Source organism: uncultured Pontibacter sp. (assembly GCF_947502515.1).
In the GTDB taxonomy this organism is placed as follows: domain Bacteria; phylum Bacteroidota; class Bacteroidia; order Cytophagales; family Hymenobacteraceae; genus Pontibacter.
In genome coordinates, this window is the sequence record NZ_CANNAI010000001.1 from 305,324 (window position 1) to 326,487 (window position 21,164).

Annotated in this window: 25 protein-coding genes; all 25 read right to left on the reverse strand. The window is 48.6% G+C overall.

The window, feature by feature from the left end:
• The 25 genes from Q1A54_RS01460 to Q1A54_RS01580 all read right to left on the reverse strand — a co-directional run bounded on the left by Q1A54_RS01460 (nucleotide 1) and on the right by Q1A54_RS01580 (nucleotide 21,149).
• Complete coding sequence (locus Q1A54_RS01460; protein WP_007652384.1) at nucleotides 1–1,026, reverse strand: rod shape-determining protein; 1,026 nt, start codon at nucleotides 1,024–1,026, stop codon at nucleotides 1–3.
• A 272-nt stretch (nucleotides 1,027–1,298) separates the two neighbouring features.
• A complete protein-coding gene (purH, locus tag Q1A54_RS01465; protein ID WP_299984546.1) occupies nucleotides 1,299–2,822 on the reverse strand; it encodes a bifunctional phosphoribosylaminoimidazolecarboxamide formyltransferase/IMP cyclohydrolase in 1,524 nt (507 codons plus the stop codon).
• Between the two features lie 145 nt (nucleotides 2,823–2,967).
• Nucleotides 2,968–3,561, reverse strand: coding sequence for a phosphoribosylglycinamide formyltransferase (gene purN, locus Q1A54_RS01470; RefSeq protein WP_299984548.1), 594 nt, complete (start codon nucleotides 3,559–3,561; stop codon nucleotides 2,968–2,970).
• Nucleotides 3,562–3,642: 81 nt separating this feature from the next.
• Nucleotides 3,643–4,098, reverse strand: coding sequence for a DUF1801 domain-containing protein (locus Q1A54_RS01475; RefSeq protein WP_299984550.1), 456 nt, complete (start codon nucleotides 4,096–4,098; stop codon nucleotides 3,643–3,645).
• A gap of 14 nt (nucleotides 4,099–4,112) precedes the next feature.
• Nucleotides 4,113–4,718, reverse strand: a complete 606-nt coding sequence (locus tag Q1A54_RS01480; protein ID WP_299984552.1) for a hypothetical protein — start codon at nucleotides 4,716–4,718, stop codon at nucleotides 4,113–4,115.
• A gap of 92 nt (nucleotides 4,719–4,810) precedes the next feature.
• Complete coding sequence (locus Q1A54_RS01485) at nucleotides 4,811–5,314, reverse strand: DUF4442 domain-containing protein (RefSeq protein WP_299984554.1); 504 nt, start codon at nucleotides 5,312–5,314, stop codon at nucleotides 4,811–4,813.
• Nucleotides 5,315–5,370: 56 nt separating this feature from the next.
• Nucleotides 5,371–5,814, reverse strand: a complete 444-nt coding sequence (locus Q1A54_RS01490; RefSeq protein ID WP_299984556.1) for a transcriptional repressor — start codon at nucleotides 5,812–5,814, stop codon at nucleotides 5,371–5,373.
• Nucleotides 5,815–5,963: 149 nt separating this feature from the next.
• Nucleotides 5,964–6,809, reverse strand: a complete 846-nt coding sequence (locus Q1A54_RS01495) for a geranylgeranylglycerol-phosphate geranylgeranyltransferase (RefSeq protein WP_007652371.1) — start codon at nucleotides 6,807–6,809, stop codon at nucleotides 5,964–5,966.
• A gap of 114 nt (nucleotides 6,810–6,923) precedes the next feature.
• Nucleotides 6,924–7,118, reverse strand: coding sequence for a cold-shock protein (locus tag Q1A54_RS01500; RefSeq protein ID WP_007652369.1), 195 nt, complete (start codon nucleotides 7,116–7,118; stop codon nucleotides 6,924–6,926).
• A 117-nt stretch (nucleotides 7,119–7,235) separates the two neighbouring features.
• The gene (locus Q1A54_RS01505) at nucleotides 7,236–7,733 is read right to left on the reverse strand and encodes an HAD hydrolase family protein (protein WP_299984560.1); all 498 of its coding nucleotides are present in this window, start codon (nucleotides 7,731–7,733) and stop codon (nucleotides 7,236–7,238) included.
• Between the two features lie 93 nt (nucleotides 7,734–7,826).
• A complete protein-coding gene (gene iscX, locus Q1A54_RS01510) occupies nucleotides 7,827–8,069 on the reverse strand; it encodes a Fe-S cluster assembly protein IscX (protein WP_007652365.1) in 243 nt (80 codons plus the stop codon).
• Between the two features lie 66 nt (nucleotides 8,070–8,135).
• Nucleotides 8,136–8,465: a 2Fe-2S iron-sulfur cluster-binding protein gene (locus tag Q1A54_RS01515; protein ID WP_299984562.1), complete on the reverse strand. Its 330-nt coding sequence runs from the start codon at nucleotides 8,463–8,465 to the stop codon at nucleotides 8,136–8,138.
• Between the two features lie 110 nt (nucleotides 8,466–8,575).
• Nucleotides 8,576–9,355: a Rossmann-like and DUF2520 domain-containing protein gene (locus tag Q1A54_RS01520; protein ID WP_299984564.1), complete on the reverse strand. Its 780-nt coding sequence runs from the start codon at nucleotides 9,353–9,355 to the stop codon at nucleotides 8,576–8,578.
• Nucleotides 9,352–10,497 (reverse strand): glycosyltransferase family 61 protein, encoded by a 1,146-nt coding sequence (locus Q1A54_RS01525; protein WP_299984566.1) that lies wholly within the window; start codon nucleotides 10,495–10,497, stop codon nucleotides 9,352–9,354. The genes Q1A54_RS01520 and Q1A54_RS01525 overlap by 4 nt, the downstream gene beginning before the upstream one ends.
• A 7-nt stretch (nucleotides 10,498–10,504) precedes the next feature.
• Nucleotides 10,505–11,422 (reverse strand): hypothetical protein, encoded by a 918-nt coding sequence (locus tag Q1A54_RS01530; protein ID WP_299984568.1) that lies wholly within the window; start codon nucleotides 11,420–11,422, stop codon nucleotides 10,505–10,507.
• Nucleotides 11,423–11,545: 123 nt separating this feature from the next.
• Nucleotides 11,546–14,143: a cytochrome c biogenesis protein CcsA gene (gene ccsA / locus Q1A54_RS01535; RefSeq protein WP_299984570.1), complete on the reverse strand. Its 2,598-nt coding sequence runs from the start codon at nucleotides 14,141–14,143 to the stop codon at nucleotides 11,546–11,548.
• Between the two features lie 86 nt (nucleotides 14,144–14,229).
• Nucleotides 14,230–14,655, reverse strand: a complete 426-nt coding sequence (locus Q1A54_RS01540) for a cytochrome c maturation protein CcmE (RefSeq protein ID WP_007652359.1) — start codon at nucleotides 14,653–14,655, stop codon at nucleotides 14,230–14,232.
• A 114-nt stretch (nucleotides 14,656–14,769) separates the two neighbouring features.
• Complete coding sequence (locus Q1A54_RS01545; RefSeq protein ID WP_234986277.1) at nucleotides 14,770–15,045, reverse strand: CcmD family protein; 276 nt, start codon at nucleotides 15,043–15,045, stop codon at nucleotides 14,770–14,772.
• Complete coding sequence (gene ccsA / locus Q1A54_RS01550; protein WP_007652357.1) at nucleotides 15,032–15,697, reverse strand: cytochrome c biogenesis protein CcsA; 666 nt, start codon at nucleotides 15,695–15,697, stop codon at nucleotides 15,032–15,034. The genes Q1A54_RS01545 and ccsA (Q1A54_RS01550) overlap by 14 nt, the downstream gene beginning before the upstream one ends.
• Before the next feature lie 185 nt (nucleotides 15,698–15,882).
• Complete coding sequence (locus tag Q1A54_RS01555; RefSeq protein ID WP_299985441.1) at nucleotides 15,883–16,524, reverse strand: heme exporter protein CcmB; 642 nt, start codon at nucleotides 16,522–16,524, stop codon at nucleotides 15,883–15,885.
• A 318-nt stretch (nucleotides 16,525–16,842) separates the two neighbouring features.
• Nucleotides 16,843–17,517 (reverse strand): phosphate signaling complex protein PhoU, encoded by a 675-nt coding sequence (gene phoU / locus Q1A54_RS01560; protein ID WP_299984574.1) that lies wholly within the window; start codon nucleotides 17,515–17,517, stop codon nucleotides 16,843–16,845.
• Between the two features lie 60 nt (nucleotides 17,518–17,577).
• Nucleotides 17,578–18,342 carry a phosphate ABC transporter ATP-binding protein PstB gene (pstB, locus tag Q1A54_RS01565; protein WP_299984576.1) on the reverse strand — a complete coding sequence of 255 codons (765 nt, stop codon included), beginning with the start codon at nucleotides 18,340–18,342 and terminating at the stop codon, nucleotides 17,578–17,580.
• Nucleotides 18,343–18,352: 10 nt separating this feature from the next.
• On the reverse strand, nucleotides 18,353–19,210 hold the full coding sequence (pstA, locus tag Q1A54_RS01570) for a phosphate ABC transporter permease PstA (protein WP_299984578.1): 858 nt from the start codon (nucleotides 19,208–19,210) through the stop codon (nucleotides 18,353–18,355).
• A complete protein-coding gene (gene pstC, locus Q1A54_RS01575) occupies nucleotides 19,203–20,078 on the reverse strand; it encodes a phosphate ABC transporter permease subunit PstC (protein WP_299984580.1) in 876 nt (291 codons plus the stop codon). Before pstC ends, pstA begins: the two co-directional genes overlap by 8 nt.
• A 72-nt stretch (nucleotides 20,079–20,150) precedes the next feature.
• Nucleotides 20,151–21,149 carry a PstS family phosphate ABC transporter substrate-binding protein gene (locus tag Q1A54_RS01580; protein ID WP_299984581.1) on the reverse strand — a complete coding sequence of 333 codons (999 nt, stop codon included), beginning with the start codon at nucleotides 21,147–21,149 and terminating at the stop codon, nucleotides 20,151–20,153.
• Between the last annotated feature and the right edge of the window lie 15 nt (nucleotides 21,150–21,164).

Genomic DNA, 21,164 nt, shown 5'->3' on the forward strand with positions numbered 1-21,164 from the left:
TTAGGTCAGCAGGACGTTCTTGAAGCCTTCTAAGTTTTTGATAGCCGCACCCGTGCCGCGCACCACCGCTCTAAGCGGGTCTTCGGCAATATGGATCGGCAGTTTGGTTTTGGCAGCCAGTCGCTTGTCAAAGCCACGCAGCAAGGCACCACCGCCTGTCAGGTGGATACCGTTGTCGTAGATGTCGGCAGACAGTTCCGGTGGCGCAATTTCCAGCGCCTTCAGTACCGCTTCCTCGATCTTAGACACGGACTTATCCAGCGCAATGGCGATCTCCTGGTAAGTTACCTTGATCACCTTCGGTATACCTGTCATCAGGTCACGGCCACGTATCTCGTAGTCAGCCGGTGGGTTCTCCAGCTCCGTCAGGGCAGAGCCTACTTCTATTTTGATTTTCTCGGCAGAACGCTCACCGATCAGCAGGTTGTGCTGGCGGCGCATGTAGTCCAGAATGTCTTTGGTGAACACGTCGCCTGCGATGCGGATAGACTGGTCGCACACGATACCGGAAAGGGCTACTACAGCGATCTCCGTCGTACCACCCCCGATGTCCACGATCATAGAGCCAATCGGTTGCTCCACGTCAATGCCTATACCTATAGCGGCAGCCATTGGCTCCTGAATCATCCATACCTCTTTAGCTCCGGCGTGCTGCGCGGAGTCACGTACGGCACGTTTCTCCACCTCGGTTATACCTGAAGGAATGCAGATTACCATACGGTGAGAAGGCTGGAACAAGCGACGACCCGTGTCAATCATCTTGATCATACCGCGGATCATCTCCTCAGCGGCGTGGAAGTCGGCAATTACGCCATCTTTCAGCGGACGAATAGTCTTGATGTTTTCGTGGGTTTTTTCGTGCATTTGCATGGCGTTGCGGCCAATGGCAAGTACACGACCCGTGGTGCGGTCCACGGCGATGATGGACGGCTCGTCCACCACAATCTTATCGTTATGAATAATCAGGGTATTGGCGGTACCCAGGTCAATGGCTATATCGCTGGTAAGAAAGTTAAATAGTCCCATTCTTAGTTTGTAAAGGCGTGCGGCTGCCTGTTATATGTTTAATATACAATATTTCCAATCAAAAACTAGCCGCAAAATTAGTGATTTTCAGCGGAATTAATAATGCTGAGGCGGAAGAGGTAAAAGTTTTCAATTTTTTTCTTGCCCTCGTTCCATACAATTCTCTTTGATGACCTACATAACGTAGGTATGGGTATAAAATTGGATGACGCACTAAGTAAAAAGCCTCACCCTAGGGATGAGGCTCTTGAGGTTGCGAATGCTATACCTGCTTAGTGCTTGAAATGGCGCACGCCCGTCATGACCATCGCCATGTTGTGGGCGTCGCAGTAGTCAATCGAGTCTTGGTCTTTGATAGAGCCGCCTGGCTGCACGACTGCTTTTATACCTGCCTGGTCGGCAATCTCCACACAATCCGGGAAAGGGAAGAAGGCGTCTGAAGCCATCACTGTTTTGCTAAGGTCAAAGCCAAAGCCTTTGGCCTTCTCGATGGCCTGGCGCAGAGCATCCACACGCGAAGTCTGGCCCACTCCGCTCGAAATCATCATTTTGTCGGTAGCAAATACAATGGTGTTGGACTTGGTGTGCTTGCAAACCTTGGCTGCAAACACTAAAGCCTTTTTCTCTTCAGCTGATGGCTCACGCTTGGTAACTGTTTTAAAATCGGCTTCTGTTTCAGTTTTCAGGTCTTTGTCTTGTTCGATTACCCCGTTCAAGAGTGTCTTGAACTGCTTGGCTGGCAGCTCTACTGGCTTCTGCTTCAGAAGAATGCGGTTTTTCTTGGTGCGCAGCAAGTCCAATGCCGCTGTGTCGAAATCAGGGGCAATCAGCACTTCGAAAAACAGTTTGTTCAACTCCTCGGCTGCACCCATGTCGATGGTGCGGTTGACGATGATCACGCCACCAAAGGCTGAAACCGGGTCTGTAGAAAGGGCAGAAAGGTAGGCCTCTTTGATCGTTTCGCCTGTTGCGCAACCGCAGGCGTTGGTATGTTTCAGAATAGCCACAGCGGGCTCCTCAAACTCAGCACCCAGTGCCACAGCCGCGTCTACATCCACGAGGTTGTTGTAAGAAAGCTGCTTACCGTTCAGCTGCTCAAACAGGTCTTCGAGCTTGCCATAGAAAGTTCCTTGCTGATGCGGATTCTCACCATAGCGTAGTGGTGTAGCCTCACGCACACTCTGCTTGAACACGTTGATATCCTGCTCCTTGCTCAGATAGTTGAAGATATGCGTGTCGTAGTTGGATGAAATGTCAAAGGCCTTGGCTGCGAAACGCTTGCGGTCTGCCAGCTCTGTCGCGCCATCTTTTTCTTTCAGCAAGTCCACCACTTCGTCGTACTGCTCGCGCGAGGATACGATCAGCACATCTTGGAAGTTCTTGGCTGCCGCTCTGATCAAAGAAATGCCGCCAATGTCAATCTTCTCAATCACGTCCGCCTCAGAGGCGCCTGACGCCACGGTCTCCTCGAATGGGTATAGGTCTACCACCACCAGGTCAATTGGCGGAATCTCGTACTGCTCACGCTCAGCCAGATCGCTCTCGTTGGCACGGCGGTGCAGAATGCCACCGAACACTTTCGGATGCAAGGTCTTTACACGACCACCGAAAATGGATGGATAGGCCGTCAGGTCCTCTACGGCTACCACGTCAGCTCCTTGCTCTTCTAAGAAGGCTTGTGTGCCACCTGTAGAGTAGATGGTGACGTTGTGCTGCTTCAGGAGCTCTACCAATGGCTCCAAGCGGTCCTTGTAGTACACTGAGATAAGTGCGGATTTGATTTTGACAGATTGCATGGCTTTTATGGGCTAATGGGTTAATATCTTAATGGGCTAATGCGATAATGTGTTAATCGTGTTTTGTGTTAAGCTTCAGGTATAGCGGTTTCGGTAACTGTACCTGCTCTTAACCTACTCTTTTATTCAAGGTATAGCTGGCTTGCTAGCTCTTGGCTGTTTGCAACACCAGTTTTTCCACGACCTCGGGCAAGTACTTGTGCTCCAGTTGCAATACGCGGGCAGCGAGGTCCTCTGGGGTATCTTCAGGGTACACAGGGCATCGCTCCTGCAGTACAAACTCGCCTTTGTCATACTCTTCGTTCACGCGGTGGATGGTTATACCTGATTCCTTATCGCCCGCCGTAACAACGGCCGTGTGTACATTGAGTCCGTGCATGCCTTTGCCACCGTACTGCGGCAACAGGGCAGGGTGGATGTTGATGATGCGATCCGGGAAGGCCTGCAGGAAGTTCTGCGGCACCAGCCACAGGAAACCGGCCAGCACAATCAGGTCAGGCTGGAATGCTTGTACCTGTTCCAGTACTTTGCTGGAGTTGTAAAACTCGTCGCGGGAAAATAAAAAAGCCGGGACGTGGAAGGTCTCGGCTCGTTTGAGGGCATACGCTTTCGGGTTGTTGGCGAACAAAGCGGCCACACGAATCTCTGGGTGGTGCTCGAAGTACTCCATCAGGCGCTGTGCATTGCTGCCCGAACCCGAAGCAAAAATGACTATATTTTTTTTAGCTGCTCGTTCCAAAGTAAGGCTTTGTAATGAAGCTGCAAATATAGCGGGTTTGGGTATACAAGCCAGCAAAAGAACGCAGAAAAGGTATGGCTTTTATCGCTTAAGCACACGTTCGTATAGCTCAATCCACTCCTGCGGGGTCATCTTCGAAGCCAGTTCACCTATCAGCTCCAACGGCACATGCTCAGGTTTTTTGAAACGGATACAGCTTTTGCCCATGTCGAGTTTGAATTTGCTGTGCCTGGGGTGCTCTTCTTTAAACCAGCTCAGCAAAGCTTCATCGGCATAGATACCCATATGGTAAACTGCGATGTGGTTCTTCTGCGAAGCGATGCCCATAAAAGGAAGCGGCTGTTTTGGATCACAATGGTAGCCGGATGGATATAGCGTATGCGGCACCACGTATCCCAACATGCCATAGCCCATCATTTCCTCAAAACCAGCGGGTATATTTTCCGCGATAACATTCCGCAAATCATACATGATTTGTTTTCTGTCTTCAGAAAGTTCGGCCAGGTATAGCTCGGGTGTTGGAGCAGTAGATTGCATGGGTATAAATAAGGTCAGATTTTCAATAACAACCAATTTTCCGGGTTTGTATCTTCAGCATTGGATGGGTATTTTATGGTTTGCACCTCCTCGGCCATAAGTGAAACATCAAGCATGATCTTCCAGGGACCTTTGCCAAATGCCGACCTGCGGATTTGGTATTCCCAGCCTTCGTCCTGCAACTGCACCACTTTCCAGCGGCCGTCTTCCTGCATATCGTCGGGGCGGTAGTAGTTGGCGTGCCACTTGCCCTGGTTTGTCCACCATTCCTTCCAAGGACCCCATTCGCCGTTCATTAGTTTTCGCTCACCCAGTTTGCGGGAGGCATGCAGATTTACAATACTCTCAGGTCCATCTGCCAGGTATAGCTCCATCCAACCACTGCGGTAGTTTTGCACAGGCGCCTGTACACCAATGTACACGTAGTCTGCCGACTGCTTCAGGTATAGCGTTATATCCTCCTGTACTTTGAGCATCTTGGCATCAGTCCACTCGCCAGCGCTGAATCGGCCGTCAACCATGACAGGCTTTCCCTTAGGTATAGCAACCTGATCAGGAGCGTGCCTGGAACCTATGCTTGCAAGAAGCAGCAACCAAGGCAAAATGAATGATTTGATCATAGTCTTATGGGGAGGTTACATATTCAAAGAAATAGAATATAGTATAAATATACTAATAACCATATAGTTGCGAAATAACCTTTATTACGATGCTATACCTTAAGCTTTGCCTTTAATGACCAGGTAAACCGAAACTCCGCTACTTTGTCACCTGACTCGTCAGTGCCAATGCTGGTGGCCACTACCGTTACACCGGCGCCTGTGACCTTTGTCTGGTCTGCCGCCGCCTTTATACTTAGTCCGTCCTCACAGGTGAACGTGATTTTTCCTACTGCCTTTTTCGAGAAGTCTCCTTCCATGTGCACCACCAGCATCGATACCCCCGGATCTGACTTGTAAGTTTGCGCCATGCATAGCAAGCCTGTAGAAAGCTCGGCTGCCATGCTCAGGCTGGCGAAATAGATGGAGCCGAAAGGGTTTTTATTGAGGTATTTATAGGGAATTGTCACTTCAGCACGTTCTTCTGAGATAGAGCGTACACGTAAGTCAGCCATGTAGGCCATGGGTAGCTTGGCTAGCATGAACAGCCGTAGCTTATTGGGGGAGGTAGCTAATTTGCGGAATTGGTCAGCAGTGGATGGGGCGGTTTCGGCCATAACAAAGGGTTATTTAAAGGTTTTGCATACGCGTTTAGAGCCATCAGGTATGGTAGCTATGCGCTTACCAGTTGTTCTTTGGGTTGCAGCACGCATTTATCGCACACACCTTGCACGCAAAACCGAAATTCCTCAACCTGGTACCCCTCTGGCATCCGAAGTGTAGGTACGTATACCTCGTTCAGACAGTAAGTATGCCCGCAAGCAGTACAACTGAAGTGGATATGGTCATGCTGGTGCCGGTGCTTGTTGCAGGCCTGCTGGCAGAGTGCATAGCGCGTAATGCCATCGGTGCTGGGTATGCTGTGCAGCAGTCCATGCTCCTTAAATGAGTGCAGGGTGCGGTACAGCGTTACCCGGTCAAACTGCGGGCCGAGCTGCTGCTCAATGGCGGCATGGGCCAGTGCATGGCGATGCTCAAGAAACAATTGAAGCACCTCTATACGGCACTTCGTCTTGCGAAGCCCATAGGCCTCGAGTAATTGGTGAAGTTTGTTCATAAGATAGGGTAGGTTCGGGTACAGGTATTCGCTGCGCAGACAAACGAACTATGTAAATAACAAAAAGCAGATCTAAAACGCAAGGCCTAAGCGGCTGGCAGTCTGTTGCTTCAGGAGAAAGTCCAGGTATGCCTGGAAGGGGGACAGGTCTAATTGATCAAAAGCATGGACAGGATGCCGGTTAGCATAATGAACTTGCCCAGGTTGCTCAGGAATGTGAAGTCACGCTTGCGGTCGGCCCGTACCAGCTTCACCGTCATCCAGATACTTGGAAGGAGCACAAGCAGCAGCATGTATACATCAAAGCCTATACCTGTGACGGGGTGGAAGATAACCAGAAGCAGGAAAGCTTGGAAAAGCGCGATGATTGGGTATAGCGCATATTTGGCCCGTCGTATACCCAGCACAATTGGTAGTGTTCGGCAGTCAAAAGAAGCATCGCCCCGCACATCCTCCATGTCTTTTATGATTTCCCGGATAAGTGAGATCATAAAAGCAAACACTGCATAGCTAATCGTGATGTTGTTGAGTTTACCTGCATACACTGCTACCAGCAGGAGCATGGAGGCCCCTAGAAGCGCAACGACAACATTGCCCACAAGCGGCATTTTTTTGAAGCGGGCCGAATAGCCCCAAAGTAGCAGGACAGCCCCCAGGTTGATAAGACCTACCGGAATCGAGAGCCAGAACCCGAGTGCTATCCCTATAAATGAAAGCACCATGTGTGTGAACATGGCAGGGCGCCGCCGTATGCTCTTCCCGACTACCACACGATCTGGCTTATTGATGGCGTCGATTTTTATATCGTAGTAATCGTTGATAATATAGCCGGCTGCAGCAATACATACCGTCGAGAGCGTTAGCAGCAGGAAGCCGGGCGTGGCAATACCTGAAAAGTTTATACCTGCACTCAGTAAACTAGCCTGTACCAGCGCCTGGCTCAAGATGATGAGCAGTAAGTTGGGAAAACGTATGAGAGACAGAAATTCTTTCAAGACAGGGTAACAGGTATAACAGCGACAAAGTTAAAACCGGCATGTGGTACTGCAAACAAAGGGCATAAAAAAACCCCTTGCAGGAAGGGGTTTTCTTTGCGGTGTAGAGTAGAATCAGATTCTCTGTACGTTTACCGCATTGATTCCTTTTTTGCCTTCTTGCGTATCGAAAGCTACTCTGTCGTGCTGCTGGATCTGCAGACCGTTCAGGCCTGTCACGTGCACGAAGAAATCCTCATTTGTTTCGTCTTCGGTGATGAATCCGAAGCCTTTTGACTCAATAAAGAACTTTACTTTTCCTGTCTTCATAAAAATGAAAATAAATAATTTTAAATAAACTGTCTGTAAGATTAAAAAATAATTATATATATGCAAATATTTATGTAAAAGAAATTTGCTATTTGATTAAAGAAAAGTATAATGTGATCACCAAGTGTCCTGCGCTTTCATGATTTTCTCAATCAGTTCACGCACAGCACCCTTGCCACCATCTTTAGTTGAAATGAATGTGCAGACATCGCGTATGTCATCTGCTGCATCAGCAGGACAGGTTCTCAAGCCGCAGCGCTGCATTGCCTCCAGGTCTGGCATGTCATCGCCCATGTACGCTACTGTAGCGGGGTGTATACCTTGCATATAAAGGTAGTTTTCCAGCGCTTCCACTTTATCGTCAGCTCCCAGGATGATGTCTTCTATCTCCAACTCCTCTAATCGCACCCGCACCCCAGGCTCGTTTTTGGCCGAGATTATGGCCACGTTGTAGCCCTGTCGGATGGCATGTTTGATGGCAAAACCATCTTTGATGTTAAAAGCACGGACTTTCTCGCCGTCGGCAAATACATAAAGGAAACCGTCGGTAAGTACACCGTCTACATCAAAAATGAAGGTGTTGATGCGGCTAAGGTCAGGTTGTGTGATGGACATAGTGTAAAAGAAAAAAGGCCCTTTCTGGTGAAAGGACCTTTAAAAATATAGATTTAATTTAATATAACGAATTTTTCAGGGCTGAATATCAGCTTAGTCCTGGTTGTCGCGCCACTCGTATACCCAAGCCGCCTGAATCTGCTCCAGGTGGCCTTCGTTAGACTCTTCGCGCTTGCCAACAAAATTCGGCAGCGAAAGTACCCAATCAAGCAATTCGGTAAAACGAACGCGGTATATCTTTGACTCGTTAAAGTCATCGCCAAACTTCTCGTACAGCGCCATGGCTATGTCCTCGTAGTCATTCCAGTGAATTGGCGGTTCATAATTCTTATCCATGTGTTTATCAGTTATTTGGATGTTCGGTTATGTGATAAGCGGTTTTGCCCAGTGATCGGTGGCGAATTAGTGGCCCAGGAAGTCTTGCGGCGGTATGGTCACGATAACATCTTCGTTGCCCTGCACCACACATTGGCAACCCAGGCGGGAATTGATGCGCGGGTCTACGGCACGGTCAATGTAATCCTCTTCTTTGTCAGTAATCTCAGGCAGGTCGTCCATACCCGATTCAATGTATACGTGGCAGGTGCTGCAGCCGCATACGCCGCCGCAGTTGTGCTGCAGCTTGATGTCGTTATTCAGGGCCACGTCCAGCACTGACTCGCCTTCCACCGCAGGGTGAACCTGGTCAGGCGAACCATCGCTAAACTTAAAGGTTATATTTACAACTTTCATCTGTCTTTCTATTTAAGGTGCAAAGTTATGAAACCCGCCCCCCGATTCAAAGCCGGGCGCTTTATACCTTCTTCGAATAAAACAGCATGACCACTGAATAGGTTACAGGTCTACTCCTTGGGATGCTGAACCTGAATGCTTTGAGTGAGCAGTTGATACACCTGCTGGTAGAGTGGCTGGTCCTGCAGCCGCTGCAAGTGCTCTTCTATTACATTCTGATCGTGACGCACTGCTGGGCCTGTCTGCACATCGAAAGGGTGCTGTTGCATGGCCTTGGCAATGGTTTCCTGTATGAGGGGTTGAAGCAGCGTATTAGGCAAGTCTGCCTGTTGGAGCAGTTCCCGGCTTATACCTAGCAAGTGATTAGTAAAGTTACAAGCGAACACAGCCGCCAGGTGGAGCTGTTTTCTCTTAGTAGAACTCACCTCGTAGACCTGCTCTGAAATACTATTTGCTACGAGCTGTAAGGAATGTAATGTTTCTGGCGCGGTAGCTTCCAAAAGGATTGGGATATTTTTGAAGTCGACCGGTTTAGACTTAGAGAATGTTTGCAACGGATAAAAAACCCCTGTCTGTGCGCCTGCTATACCTTGCAATGCTGCTAGCGGTTGCGAACCTGAGGTATGGACCACAACCGCATTCTGAGGAACATGTAACTGTGCTGCTACTGATTGCAGTGCAGCATCAGGCACCGCAATTAGTAACAGTTCAGCGTCAATGTTACGCATATCTAATGAGTCTAGTGCCATAGCTGACGCCAACTCTTCCGCCAGTTCTTCTCGATGGGATTGAGTCGGGCTATACACTGCTACTATCTTATGCCTAGCTTGTTGTAAGGCTTTACCCAAGTGCCATGCTACGTTACCAGATCCTATGATAGCTGTGTTCATGGGTTTGTTTCAAAATTTGTTTGAAGCCATTTTTCTACTTCTGACAAAGGTACTGTGTAACACTCCATTTCATCCCCTTCAGAACCTACAATAGCTGTATAGTCAAAATTTAGTCCTTTGCTTAAGAGCATGTAGTGCGCCTTCATTATTTTGGCTGGGTGAAATTCTAATACATGGCATTTCTCAGCGAAAAGAATGTTCGTCAGGCCTGCTCCATGCGAAGAAACGACGGCCTCAGCATCATAAAAGAGTTGAATTTGATCTTTATAGTCTAGGTCTTCAGCCCATATTGTAATGAACCCGAAACTTTCCAACAGAGCTATTAATTCCCGTTCATTCAAAATGCGGCGAAGTCTGGCTTTTGAGCGGCTGATATACACGCGTTTTTTGGGATTGTCGCGTTTAATCCTGTAGCCATCCCAAAGCTTTTCTCTTAGCCACTGGCTAACATCAGGTGGTATGTACGCGCTAAAAGTAGCAGCTACAAAAGACGGAAGATAAAAGTTAGCTATTTTGATCTTTTGGTGTTTGCCGATATACTTTAATTTGATGTGTGGGTAGTCACGCAACAAATAACTCAGCATCTGCTTTTGGTAAGGTTGTGCTCCATTCCACATCAGAAGTGTGACTGGTTCTTTTATCAGCTGCGTGATAATATAGACGCGTGGTAGACAGTCAATCAACCAATGTGAGATATTATTGTCAGCCCAATGGCTGTGTTGTATGGTCGTATATACTCCGTCTTTGTAGGTATGTGGAATCAGCAAACTGAAGTCCCGAAAAGCCTTTGTTGCTGTAAGTCTCGTTACACTTGAGGCTGATTCGACGATTAATTTATGGTTGAGCAGAATAGCTCCTGTATGGCTTAAAAAGGTAACATCCTTTAGTTTATAAATTGAAAGCTCCTTTTGTCTATGTCCCAATGCATAATCTGATTCAAAATAATTATAAGATGCCGCACAAGCTTTCAGAAACGCCTTCTCTTCTTCTGTAAACTCTAATTCATATTCTTCGGTGAGATTGATTTTCTCACCTCGGCCGTGGAGGTAGGAGAAGAAGGGGTAATAATTGAATAGGCGTAATGTCACATAAAAGGCACTGTATATTTTACGTTTAAGTGTTTTAAAAAAAGCAGATGCCATACCTCGCTTAGTGAATTGTAATTTCTTCTATGCCTGAAATTTCAGCTGCTACTTGCGAGAAGGAGCTGTAATAGGACCCTAGTACTTTAGTGGTTTTAGATAGACAATATAAATCAATTAAAGCTTCTTGTATGCCTTGGGCAGAACTTCTACTATAGCTGCTTTTCGGGCATATAGTAATTCTATTGGAGTATCTATTTAGCAATTCTTTTTCAGTTTCTTCACAATCTGTGGCTAAAAAGAAGTTCGCATTATTATTATCAATTTCATGTTCTATCGCGCTAATAAAACTTTGTATTGGGCTGTGTTCGATAGCCATTTTATGATCGCTACGACGTATATGTACACCTACCGTATGTAAGAAGCGCTTACTTATTTCATTTATCTGACTTTGTAGCTTGTCAATTGGTATGAAATTCTGTGCATAACGTTGGCCAGAGGCCAGTTTCCAGGCGGAACAAACAAAAGCACTTCCTTTACTATTTAGTACCTGCACTAAAGGATTAATGTGTTTGAATGATTGCACCTCATAGTCCTTCATATCCCGAATGTTTTCAGGTTGTATAGAAGTGTCTATTTGAGCTACTGCATGCTCAATATCTTCATACCATATCTCAGCGTTGATATCTAGCGTTCTTTTGGTTAGTGCATACAAGCTCTTTTTAGTGAGACCTGTCGGCTTAGAGCCCGGTAGATAAGGGAACAAGGCTTTTTTTCCTGCCCATTGCTTCTCTTCAATGACATCGAAATTTAGAGATGGCTTAAACAGATCAGAATATTTGCAGTTGAGCCATTGGTCTCTTCCCCAGAACACAACAAGTCTTTTTCCAAGTTGCTCTGCCAATGTAACGCCAGAATCAATGGCTCGCATTCTGTTACAAAGCCCCCCTACAGGTTTAAGGTATAGTTTATCGATACTGTTCATTGGAAAACTAAAGGTAAGCAATTGATTTACTTTCTGTCAATTTATAGAGCGGGGGAATCTGTGTAAACAAATAAGGCAGGCTTTTTACAAGCCTGCCTTATCCAACTATGGTTCAATGTATGATTACGCTACCTGTGCCTTCCGCTCTTCTCTCACCTTTGTTGCTTTTCCTTCACCACCATTACCTTCTTTATTACGACGAACAATCGCCATCACAAAGCCGATAGACATGATGATAGTGCCGATCCAGAGAATGTTTACGAATGGCTTCTCCATTGCTTTCAAGATGATGTAGTCTTTCTGCGTCACATTCACACCGATTTTGAACTTATGGTTCTCAGTGTCAATATTCAGGAAGGTGATGCGTATACCCAGGTCTTCAATGATCTCCGGTACGCGACCCATCATCTGGTCTTTGATCATCAGCACAGGGTGGGCATGGTAGTTCTTGCGCTCGCCCATGATCTTCATGGCAGCCTGAACCGCTACGTCGCCTTCGGCTAGCTGTACACCCGGTACTTGCTCGATTTGCTCGATGCCGTTAAATACTGCGATGTAATCGTTGATCACTAGCGTGTCACCAGCAGAAACTTCATACTCCTGCAATTCACCCCAGTCCTTCTCTTCGTTCGGGTCTGGCACGGTGGAAACGTGGGTATACAAATCCTTGCCAGCGAAATGCTTGATGTCAGGAGAAGCCAATAGGCCCATGTTCGGGTTAACTTGCGCTCTTGGGTATAGCACAAAGTTTTCCTTCTCGCTTGCATAGTTCACTTCGTAGTAAGTATTCTCCGGAGAAATCAAGTCCAGCGTATCGCCTGTCTCAAAATATACCTTGTCTTTTACCTGAATTCGGCCACGAGCTATGGCTTTGTACATGTCGTCGGTCTGGTACAGGAGTTCCTTGTTCACGTAGCCCGGAACGCCTTTCACTTCCTGGAACTGACCGTGGTAGCTTACCTTGAAGCGGTCCATCTGCACCGGTGTGTTGCGCCACAGGAGCACGTTGTCGCGGTTGATCTCGTCCGGAAACTCACGTGAGTAAAGCATACCGGAGTTGTTCTGCGAAATGATATTGGAGTAGCCTGAGGAGAAAAGAATACCAATCAACATCAGAGCTATACCTATGTGCGCCACGGCACCTCCTGACAACGTTATTTTCTTCTGCAGCAAACCAAGGATAATGCTGAAGTTGGCGAACACCGCGAAGAGCGATACCACAAACAACAGGATGTATACCGGATTGTCAAGCTTGAAAGTAAAGATATCGAACTTGTTAGATAGGATAATCACCAAGCTAGCAAACAGCAGCGTAAGCATCAACGGCATGGTGATGGCGTCTTTGAAACTCTTCTTGTTCGCTTTTTTCCACCACAGCAGCTGACCTATACCTGTCAGGATAGCGATGGCTACACCTGCCCACAGCTGGAACTTAGTGTAGTGCGCAATCTGGTCGGCAGGCAGGGCTGCGTTAGATTCTATACCTATGAAGCCCAAGAACGAGTTGTAAACAGGTATAGAAGTCGTAACGAGTACTTGGAATGCAGCTAGGCACAGCACGGCAGCACCAATAAACACCCAGAACTCTGCACTGTAAGTCGAAAGCTCTTTCTCTGTTGTCGGGATTTTCTTCCAATTGTAAATCAATAGGCTGATAGCGAGCACCGTGAATGCCATCATATATGTGAACAGCTGACCTGACAGACCTAAGTCAGTGAAAGAGTGTACAGAGGCATTGCCCAAAATACCACTTCGCGTCAGGAATGTTGCATATAGAATCAGGACAAAAGAAGTAATCACTAGAATAAACGTAGCACGTAAACCTTGCTTGCTGCGGCGGTAAGCGATCATGGTATGGATGCCACCTACCAGCACGAGCCACGGAATGTATACCGCGTTCTCCACCGGGTCCCAGTTCCAGTAACCACCGAAGTTTAGTGTTTCGTAAGCCCAGTAAGCACCCATCATGATACCGATACCCAGCGTCACGGCCGCAAAATGTGACCATGGCAGTGCAGGACGAATCCACTCGCTGAACTTTCCTTTCCAGAGACCGGCAATGGCAAAAGCAAACGGAACAAGTGAAGCAGCATAACCCAGGAACAGGGTTGGCGGGTGGATCACCATCCAGTAGTTCTGCAACAGCGGGTTCAGGCCCGTGCCATCCGCAGGCTTAAAGTTCGGGTCCATGGCAAACACCGGGGCGTCGGCCATGAAGTCGCGCATGAGAATGAAAGGAGAGGAACCCAGCTTAAAGTCGCCGATCACCACACCCAAAATCATAGAAGAAATGAAAATCTGCACGAAAGAGAAGATAGCCATCACAGGCGCTTCCCACTGTTTGTTCTTTTTGCCCGCGTTCATCAGCACCACGCCCAAGGCCACGTGCCAGAACATCCAAAGCAGGAATGAACCTTCCTGACCTTCCCAGAAACAGGAGATCATGTAGTGCACTGGCAGGTGGTTCGACGAGTGGCTCCAAGCATAGTAGTACTCGTAGCGGTGCTCGTAAATGATGTTGAAAAGACTGAAGATAATGGCCACAACCGCTATACTGTGCACGTAAAAGGCACCACGTGCCAGTTTGCGCCAAGTCGTATCGCCGCTTTCTTCGGTTTTCTGGCGCGCGGCCATGAAATAAGCATAGGAGGCTACGATGGCCGCCACAAAAGCAACAATCACACTGGCGTGGCCAAAGTCTCCGATTAGCGTATTAATCATTTCTGATAGTTAAAAGTGTAAAGTTAAAAGTCATGAGTTGTGCGGTGCTAAGAGTATTGGCTCTTATCTCTCAACTCTTAACTTATTTATATACCTGCGGTGTTGGTTTGGATTTCGTTCTCCGTGTACTTGGATGGACACTTGAGGAGTATCTTGTCGGCCACGAACACTTCGTTCTGCATGTTGCCTGTAATCACAACTTGCTCAGATCGTTCGAAGTCCTGTGGTTTAGGGTTGAAGTAGACCACGCGCTGTTCGAAGCGATTGGTGTCCACCAGGGTGAAGGCGAAATAGTTCGGGTCCTTCATCGGTTCATAATGCATGCCTACAATGTGGCCCTGATCATCTTTTTTGAGGCGACCTACCACGTGTACTTTGGTGGAGTTGCCGTCTTTGGCCAGCTCAATGGCATCGCCAAATGAAACATAGGTGCTCGCATCGCCAGCCGTGGTCATGATAATGCCAATGGCCATTGCGATAACGATAATGCCGATGATGTGTGACTTTTTCATCTTTATCTGATTATAGATACTCTGTTTCTGTTAGCCTAACACACGATAAGACGTTTTAAATCCATCGCAAATAGGGATATTTATCATTTTTTGCTCTTACCGGGCAAAAAGAAATTAGCGGTTCACGTATTCGTCTTTCAGCTGTTTCTCCAGACGGCCCACCTTGCGGTCGAGGGCAATCAGGTAGAACAACACGCCTGCCAATACAGTGAGTAGCACAGCTACAACCACGTAAATCTTTCCATCCTGACGTAGCGTGTCGGCCATTTCGATGTTTTGCTGCGGGGCCGACGAGAACTCCACCATCTGGTCTTGGGCTATGGCTGGTTCGAAGGCCAGTAGCATGCCCAGCATAAAGCAGCAAATGGCCAGTATTCTAAACATTTTCATATAATCGTTGTCTCAGTAATTCGAATCTTGATTTGACGTTCACGATCCAGATGCCTAGCAGCGTCCAACCCAGCACGGCAGGGTAGAACACCAGTCGCAAGCTACTATCTAGGTCGTAAGCGTTAAAGCCGGGGTTGCCTCCGTTGCCTGGGTGAAGCGAATCAGTCAGGCGGGGCAGAATGAACAGCAAAGGGATAAGGGCTGCAAATGCAAAGATGTTGTACACGGCGCTGATGCGGGCACGTTGCTGTTGCTCGGCAAAAGAGCTGCGCAGCACGAGGTAGGCAAAGTAAATCAGCAAGCCAATAGCCGCACCGTTCTGTTTTGGGTCGTTGCTCCAGTACTCACCCCACGTAAACTTGGCCCACTCCATACCTGTCACGATGCCCAGCACACCGAAGAGTATGCCCACCTTAGCGGCTTCGTGCGCGATAATGTCGTTTTTGATGCTCGGCTTGCGCAGGTATTTAATAGAGTACACCACCGATACCAGCAGAATCAGGATCATCCCGAACCACATCGGCACGTGGAAGTACAGGTTGCGGATAGTCTCGTTCAGGATAGCCAGTCGGGGAACATCCGACAGCATACCTACCGCCACGGTAAACACCAGCAGCAGCACAGTCAGTATTTTCCACCAGTTCTTCTTCATGTTCCTTCTTCTCTTATTGATGATGGAAGCAGGCCTGCGCCTTATCCCATCTTACTTTTTATTTCTAACAGTTCTGTGGTCTAATTTGTCGCAAAGTTCCGCCCAAACTGCCTGTTAATTTTCGTTTACTCAGCTACTTATATCATATTTTGGGCTGGCTGTGCCTCGCTTGTCAAAGCCATACCTTACGAACGCCAAAGGTACGGGAACAAAATATAAGAAACAGTGACAACGATCATGTTTATGGCAAGCAAAGTCAGCAGTTCGTCGAGGCTGGCAGCCCGCTCCAGCCCGTCCATAGCGTTTTTGGACATTTTTATCAGCATCAGGAGCATCGGCACAATCACAGGGAAGCTAAGCACGGCCATGAGCGTACTACTGTTGGCGGCTTTAGAGGCTATACCTGAAATCATGGTGAGCGAGGTTGCGAAACCGATGGCGCCAAGCAGAATACTCAGCAAAAACATCGGGATGTCTTGCACAGGGTTGCCCAACACAAAGGCGTAGAATATAAAGCAGATCAGCGCCAAGACCAACATCAGACAGGCGTTGTAAAGGATCTTGGCCAGAATGATACCCTGCGGACTCACAATAGAATAGAAGTAAAGCAATCGGCCGCGGTTCTCCTGCATAAAGCTCTTGGCGATGGCGCTTACCGACGTAAAGAGCATAATAATCCAGAACAGGGCGTTCCAAACGGGCACTTGTAGCGCATTCGAGCGAAGCCCGAAGCTGAGGTAGCAGACGAACACCGTGCTGCTGACGTAGAGGAGCATGCCATTAAAAGCATACTTCTGCCGCCACTCCAGCAGGAAATCCTTCTGCATTAAGTATATGACTTCTTTGAACAGCACCTCCGTAATTTTGCGCAAAGGTACGACACAAATTGTATAATTGCTAAAGTGGGGGTGTGGGTATATGTGGGTATAAGTATAGCGGGCTGAAGCGGGGAAAAGTATTTATACTATGTCATTTCGAATGCTAGTTAGAAATCTGGAATATTAAGATTACCAATCTAGATTTCTCCCGTAGGTCGAAATGACAGAAAGGAATTGAGTTCAGGCTGTTCGTTTCAAGAGCAAATCACCCCCACAAACCAACAATTAAGCAATCAGCAATTTATCAATTCAAATTTATCAATTCAACTACTCCTTCTTTTTCTTCTTTTTACGATGCTTCACCACCTTCGCTTCACGGTAAAAGATGATCTCCTCAGCCATGTTAGTTACCTGGTCGCCTACTCTTTCTAATTTCTTAATAATAGAAAGCAAAGCAAGGCCTTCGGGAATCCGGTCGGGGTTGTTTTGTAGATATTTGCCGATCACCACGTCGGATTTGCGGTAGATTTTGTTCAGGGCCTTGTCCCGCTTGATGATTTGCTTGGCCAGTTTAGGGTCCTCGCTCTTGAAGGCGATACGGCACTCATTGAACATCACTAAGGCTTCGTCATACATCACCATCACATTGGTTAGCTCCACCAATTCAGGGTCAAAGGGGCGTTCAAGTTTGCAGGCGAACCGTGCCATCCCTTCGGCAGTGTCGCCTATGCGCTCCAGGTTGGTGTTAATTTTGAGAATGGCCAGCACGGTGCGCAGGTCCACGGCTACGGGTGTGAATAAGGCAAAGAAGTTCTCGCACATGCGGTCGATCTTGAGGTCGAAGCTGTTGACTTTGCGCTCAAGCTTGATAATGCGCTGCGACAGTTCATGGTCGGCGTTCATCACTGCTTCGCGCCCGCTGGTTAGCTGGTGCTCCACCAAGTCCCACATCTCCAGCAATTTTTCCCGCAGGCGTTCGAGTTCTACATCTATATGAGGCATTCGTGTATCGTTTATTTTGAGTGAGACTAATTTTTATACGTGAATCAGGTATAGGAATGCTTAACCGAAGCGGCCCGTAATGTAGTTCTGCGTGCGGGTATCTTTCGGGCTCGTGAACATGGTTTTGGTTTTGGCGTACTCCACCAGCTCGCCCATGTAGAAGAATGCAGTATGATCGCTCACACGGCCTGCCTGCTGCATGTTGTGCGTCACGATCACAATCGTATAATCTTTCTTCAGCTCATAGATCAGGTCCTCGATTTTAGCGGTAGAAATCGGATCGAGGGCGGAGGCGGGCTCGTCCATCAGAATCACCGAAGGCTGTATGGCCAGGGCGCGGGCGATACACAGACGCTGTTGCTGGCCCCCTGAAAGCGCCAGTGCCGATTTGTCGAGCTTGTCTTTTACCTCGTTCCACAGGGCGGCTTGTTGCAGAGATTTCTCGCAGGTTTCCTGCAGAATCTTCTTATCCTTAATACCCTGAATTCTTAGTCCGTAGACCACATTTTCATAAATGGTTTTCGGGAAAGGATTAGGTTTCTGGAACACCATGCCCACTTCTTTGCGGAGCTCGTCTACCCGAACATCATCGGTATAAATGTCTCTGCCGTCCAGCAAAATCTGCCCTTCTATGCGGAAGCCGTCAATGTAGTCGTTCATGCGGTTGAAGGTGCGCAGAAACGTAGACTTGCCGCAGCCAGACGGACCGATGAAGGCGGTCACGGCTTTCTCTTCCATGGCGATGTTGATGTTTTTGAGCGCATGGAAGTCGCCGTAGTAAGCGTCGAGGTTAATGGCTTCTAACTTGCTGTGTTTTATGTTCATGGGTGAAAACTTACCATTTTATTTTCTTTTGCTGACGGTGGCGCAGGTATACCGCAATGCCGTTGAGCAAAAAGGTAATTAATAGGAGAATGATAATGGCCGCCGCCGCATTGGTCAAAAAGGCTGCCTGCGGACGGGAGGTCCAGTTAAAGATCTGAATCGGCAGCACGGTAAACTCGTCCATCGGCGAACTCGGCACGAAAGGCACGTAAGCCAATGCTCCGATCACGATAAGCGGAGCCGCCTCACCCACTGCCCTTGAGAGCGCCAGAATCACCCCGGTGAGGATACCGCCAAACGAAGCGGGCAGCACCTGGTACCACACCGTTTGCCACTTGGAGGCACCCAGCGCAAAAGAACCGTCGCGGATGGTGCGGGGCACGGCCTTAATGGCTTCGCGGGTTGTCACGATGATGATAGGGAGAATCAGCAGCGAAAGCGTGAGGGCTCCTGCCAGCAAAATCCCACCCAGGTTCATGATGCGTACAAAAAGCTCCAGACCCAGCAGACCGTAAATAATGGACGGCACACCCGCAAGGTTGGCGATGTTGATTTCCAGGAAATTCGAAAGCTTCGTCTTTTTAGCATATTCTTCCAGGTATACGCCAGCGGCTATACCTAGCGGGAAAGCAATCAGGGCGGAGAGCACCAGAATCCAGAGGGTACCTGCCCAGGCGGTCAATATACCCGCACGGGCAGCACGGCGCGATGGCAGGCTGGTCAGGAAGTCCCAGTCAATGCGGCCTATACCTTCTATCAGAATGTCAATCAGAAAGATGGCTAGCACCGCCAGCCCGATAAAGGTGCAGAAGATGCCGAACACCTGAAAGGCCTTGTCTTTGAGGCGATTTTTCTCGGAGTTAGTCATACTTTTCCTGATATCTCTTTTTAATCCAGAAGCTGAGATTGTTCAGCAGAAACGTGAACACAAACAGCGTCATGCCTGCCGCGAAAATGGTGCGGTACTCCAGCGAGCCATGTGGCACGTCGCCCAGGCTCACCTGCACAATGTAGGTTGTAATCGTCTCGATCGGCACCAGTGGGTTGAGCGTGAGACGCGGTTGCTGACCTGCGGCGATGGCCACAATCATGGTTTCGCCCACCGCTCTCGAAATAGCCAGTATCACTGACACCAGTATACCGGACGAGGCGGCTGGGACCATTACCCCAAAGGCAGTCTGCAGTCGGGTAGAGCCCATGCCATAGGCGGCTTCACGCAAAGAGCGGGGCACGGCACTGATGGCGTCTTCGCTTAGCGAGGAGATCATCGGGATGATCATAATGCCCATCACAATACCTGCCGATAGGGCGTTGAAACCTGCCAGCCCGGGTATAAAACTTTGCAGGAAAGGCGTCACCACCGTCAGGGCGAAGAAACCATAGACTACCGTAGGTATAGTGGCCAGTACTTCCAGCAAGGGCTTAATGAAGGTTTTGAAACGGGCATTGGCATACTCGTTCAGGTAGATGGCGATGGTGAGGCCGATGGGCAGTGCCACCGCAATAGCGATAACGGTAGTCAGGAAAGTACCCGCCACAAGGGGCATAATCCCGAACTTTTTCTCAGCGAAAAGCGGCGTCCATTCTTTCTCTGTCAGAAAGCGCACAATAGACACTTCGCTGAAGAACAGCACCGACTCCGAGAGCAATACCCAGATAATGCTGACCGTGATCAGGATGGTGATGGCGGCCGACAGCCACAGCAAGCCTTCGATAATTTTCTCCTGTACTCTCAAGGTGCTTATGATTTTAGTACAGGTATAGCCTTTGTCTCCGCAGGCTATACCTGTACTGTGTATTTCAGGGAATTATTGCTGGTTGGTGGCGGTGGCGGCACCCTCTACAAACTGCTCGAACTTCTGTTTTTGCTCGTTGTAGATGTTGTCTGGCAGGGCGATGTAACCCACTTCCTGCGCCAGCTCACCCGCGTTGTCGAGGTAGAAGTTGATGAAATCCACTACTTCCGGTTTGTCGATGGCTTTAGAGCTAACATACAAGAACAGTGGGCGGGAAAGCGGTGCGTAAGAACCGTCTTTCACGGTTTCGAGCGATGGCAGGATGGCGCCTGCTCCGTTGCTGTCGTCTTCGTCGTTTACAGGTATAGCCTTCAGCTTGCTCTTGTTCTCTTCGTAGTAGGCATAGCCAAAGAAGCCAAGCGCCAGTGGGTCAGTCGATACGCCCTGCACCAGCACGTTGTCATCTTCGCTGGCGGTATAGTCACCGCGGCTGGAATGGCTCTTGCCCACAATAGCTTCGGTAAAGTAATCGTAAGTACCTGACTCTACACCAGCGCCATATAGGTGAATCTCCTGATCAGGCCACTCCGGGCGAATCTGGTTCCAGCGCTTGATCGTGCCCTGTGCTTCAGGCTCCCAGATTTTCTTCAGTTCAGCCACAGTGATGTCCTGTGCCCAATCATTGGATGGGTGCACAACCACCGTCAGTCCGTCATAGGCCACGGAAAGCTGTACAAACGAGATTCCGTTTTCGCTTGCAGTTTGCTCTTCGGATGCGTTCATGGCGCGGGAGGCATTCACAATGTCAATCTCGCCGCGGGTGAATTTCTTCATGCCGCCGCCTGTGCCCGACACGCCTACGGTTACTTTCACGTCAGGAGCCTCGGCGCGGTATTCTTCGGCCACTGCTTCTGTCACAGGGTATACAGTAGATGAGCCGTCGATCTGGATAGAGCCCGCCAAGTCGCTATTTCCTTCCTGGCTATTGCCACCGCAAGAGGTCAACATAAGCGAAGCGCATAGTAGTGTTGCTGCGCTGAATTTTAATCGGGAGAAGCTAAGTTGTAGCATACAATTCGATTTTGG

What these genes read in the sequence shown, in the direction of transcription:
- purH (WP_299984546.1), bottom strand. Translation starts at nt 2,822, where the DNA reads ATGCAATCTGTCAAAATCAAATCCGCACTTATCTCAGTGTACTACAAG.
- Q1A54_RS01480 (WP_299984552.1), bottom strand. Translation starts at nt 4,718, where the DNA reads ATGATCAAATCATTCATTTTGCCTTGGTTGCTGCTTCTTGCAAGCATA.
- ccsA (WP_007652357.1), bottom strand. Translation starts at nt 15,697, where the DNA reads ATGAAGAAGAACTGGTGGAAAATACTGACTGTGCTGCTGCTGGTGTTT.
- Q1A54_RS01515 (WP_299984562.1), bottom strand. Translation starts at nt 8,465, where the DNA reads ATGAAAGTTGTAAATATAACCTTTAAGTTTAGCGATGGTTCGCCTGAC.
- Q1A54_RS01505 (WP_299984560.1), bottom strand. Translation starts at nt 7,733, where the DNA reads ATGTCCATCACACAACCTGACCTTAGCCGCATCAACACCTTCATTTTT.
- pstA (WP_299984578.1), bottom strand. Translation starts at nt 19,210, where the DNA reads ATGACTAACTCCGAGAAAAATCGCCTCAAAGACAAGGCCTTTCAGGTG.
- Q1A54_RS01520 (WP_299984564.1), bottom strand. Translation starts at nt 9,355, where the DNA reads ATGAACACAGCTATCATAGGATCTGGTAACGTAGCATGGCACTTGGGT.
- Q1A54_RS01555 (WP_299985441.1), bottom strand. Translation starts at nt 16,524, where the DNA reads ATGCAGAAGGATTTCCTGCTGGAGTGGCGGCAGAAGTATGCTTTTAAT.
- Q1A54_RS01540 (WP_007652359.1), bottom strand. Translation starts at nt 14,655, where the DNA reads ATGAAAAAGTCACACATCATCGGCATTATCGTTATCGCAATGGCCATT.
- ccsA (WP_299984570.1), bottom strand. Translation starts at nt 14,143, where the DNA reads ATGATTAATACGCTAATCGGAGACTTTGGCCACGCCAGTGTGATTGTT.
- pstB (WP_299984576.1), bottom strand. Translation starts at nt 18,342, where the DNA reads ATGAACATAAAACACAGCAAGTTAGAAGCCATTAACCTCGACGCTTAC.
- Q1A54_RS01525 (WP_299984566.1), bottom strand. Translation starts at nt 10,497, where the DNA reads ATGGCATCTGCTTTTTTTAAAACACTTAAACGTAAAATATACAGTGCC.
- Q1A54_RS01500 (WP_007652369.1), bottom strand. Translation starts at nt 7,118, where the DNA reads ATGAAGACAGGAAAAGTAAAGTTCTTTATTGAGTCAAAAGGCTTCGGA.
- Q1A54_RS01475 (WP_299984550.1), bottom strand. Translation starts at nt 4,098, where the DNA reads ATGCAATCTACTGCTCCAACACCCGAGCTATACCTGGCCGAACTTTCT.
- Q1A54_RS01530 (WP_299984568.1), bottom strand. Translation starts at nt 11,422, where the DNA reads ATGAACAGTATCGATAAACTATACCTTAAACCTGTAGGGGGGCTTTGT.
- Q1A54_RS01545 (WP_234986277.1), bottom strand. Translation starts at nt 15,045, where the DNA reads ATGAAAATGTTTAGAATACTGGCCATTTGCTGCTTTATGCTGGGCATG.
- iscX (WP_007652365.1), bottom strand. Translation starts at nt 8,069, where the DNA reads ATGGATAAGAATTATGAACCGCCAATTCACTGGAATGACTACGAGGAC.
- Q1A54_RS01490 (WP_299984556.1), bottom strand. Translation starts at nt 5,814, where the DNA reads ATGAACAAACTTCACCAATTACTCGAGGCCTATGGGCTTCGCAAGACG.
- Q1A54_RS01485 (WP_299984554.1), bottom strand. Translation starts at nt 5,314, where the DNA reads ATGGCCGAAACCGCCCCATCCACTGCTGACCAATTCCGCAAATTAGCT.
- Q1A54_RS01460 (WP_007652384.1), bottom strand. Translation starts at nt 1,026, where the DNA reads ATGGGACTATTTAACTTTCTTACCAGCGATATAGCCATTGACCTGGGT.
- Q1A54_RS01580 (WP_299984581.1), bottom strand. Translation starts at nt 21,149, where the DNA reads ATGCTACAACTTAGCTTCTCCCGATTAAAATTCAGCGCAGCAACACTA.
- phoU (WP_299984574.1), bottom strand. Translation starts at nt 17,517, where the DNA reads ATGCCTCATATAGATGTAGAACTCGAACGCCTGCGGGAAAAATTGCTG.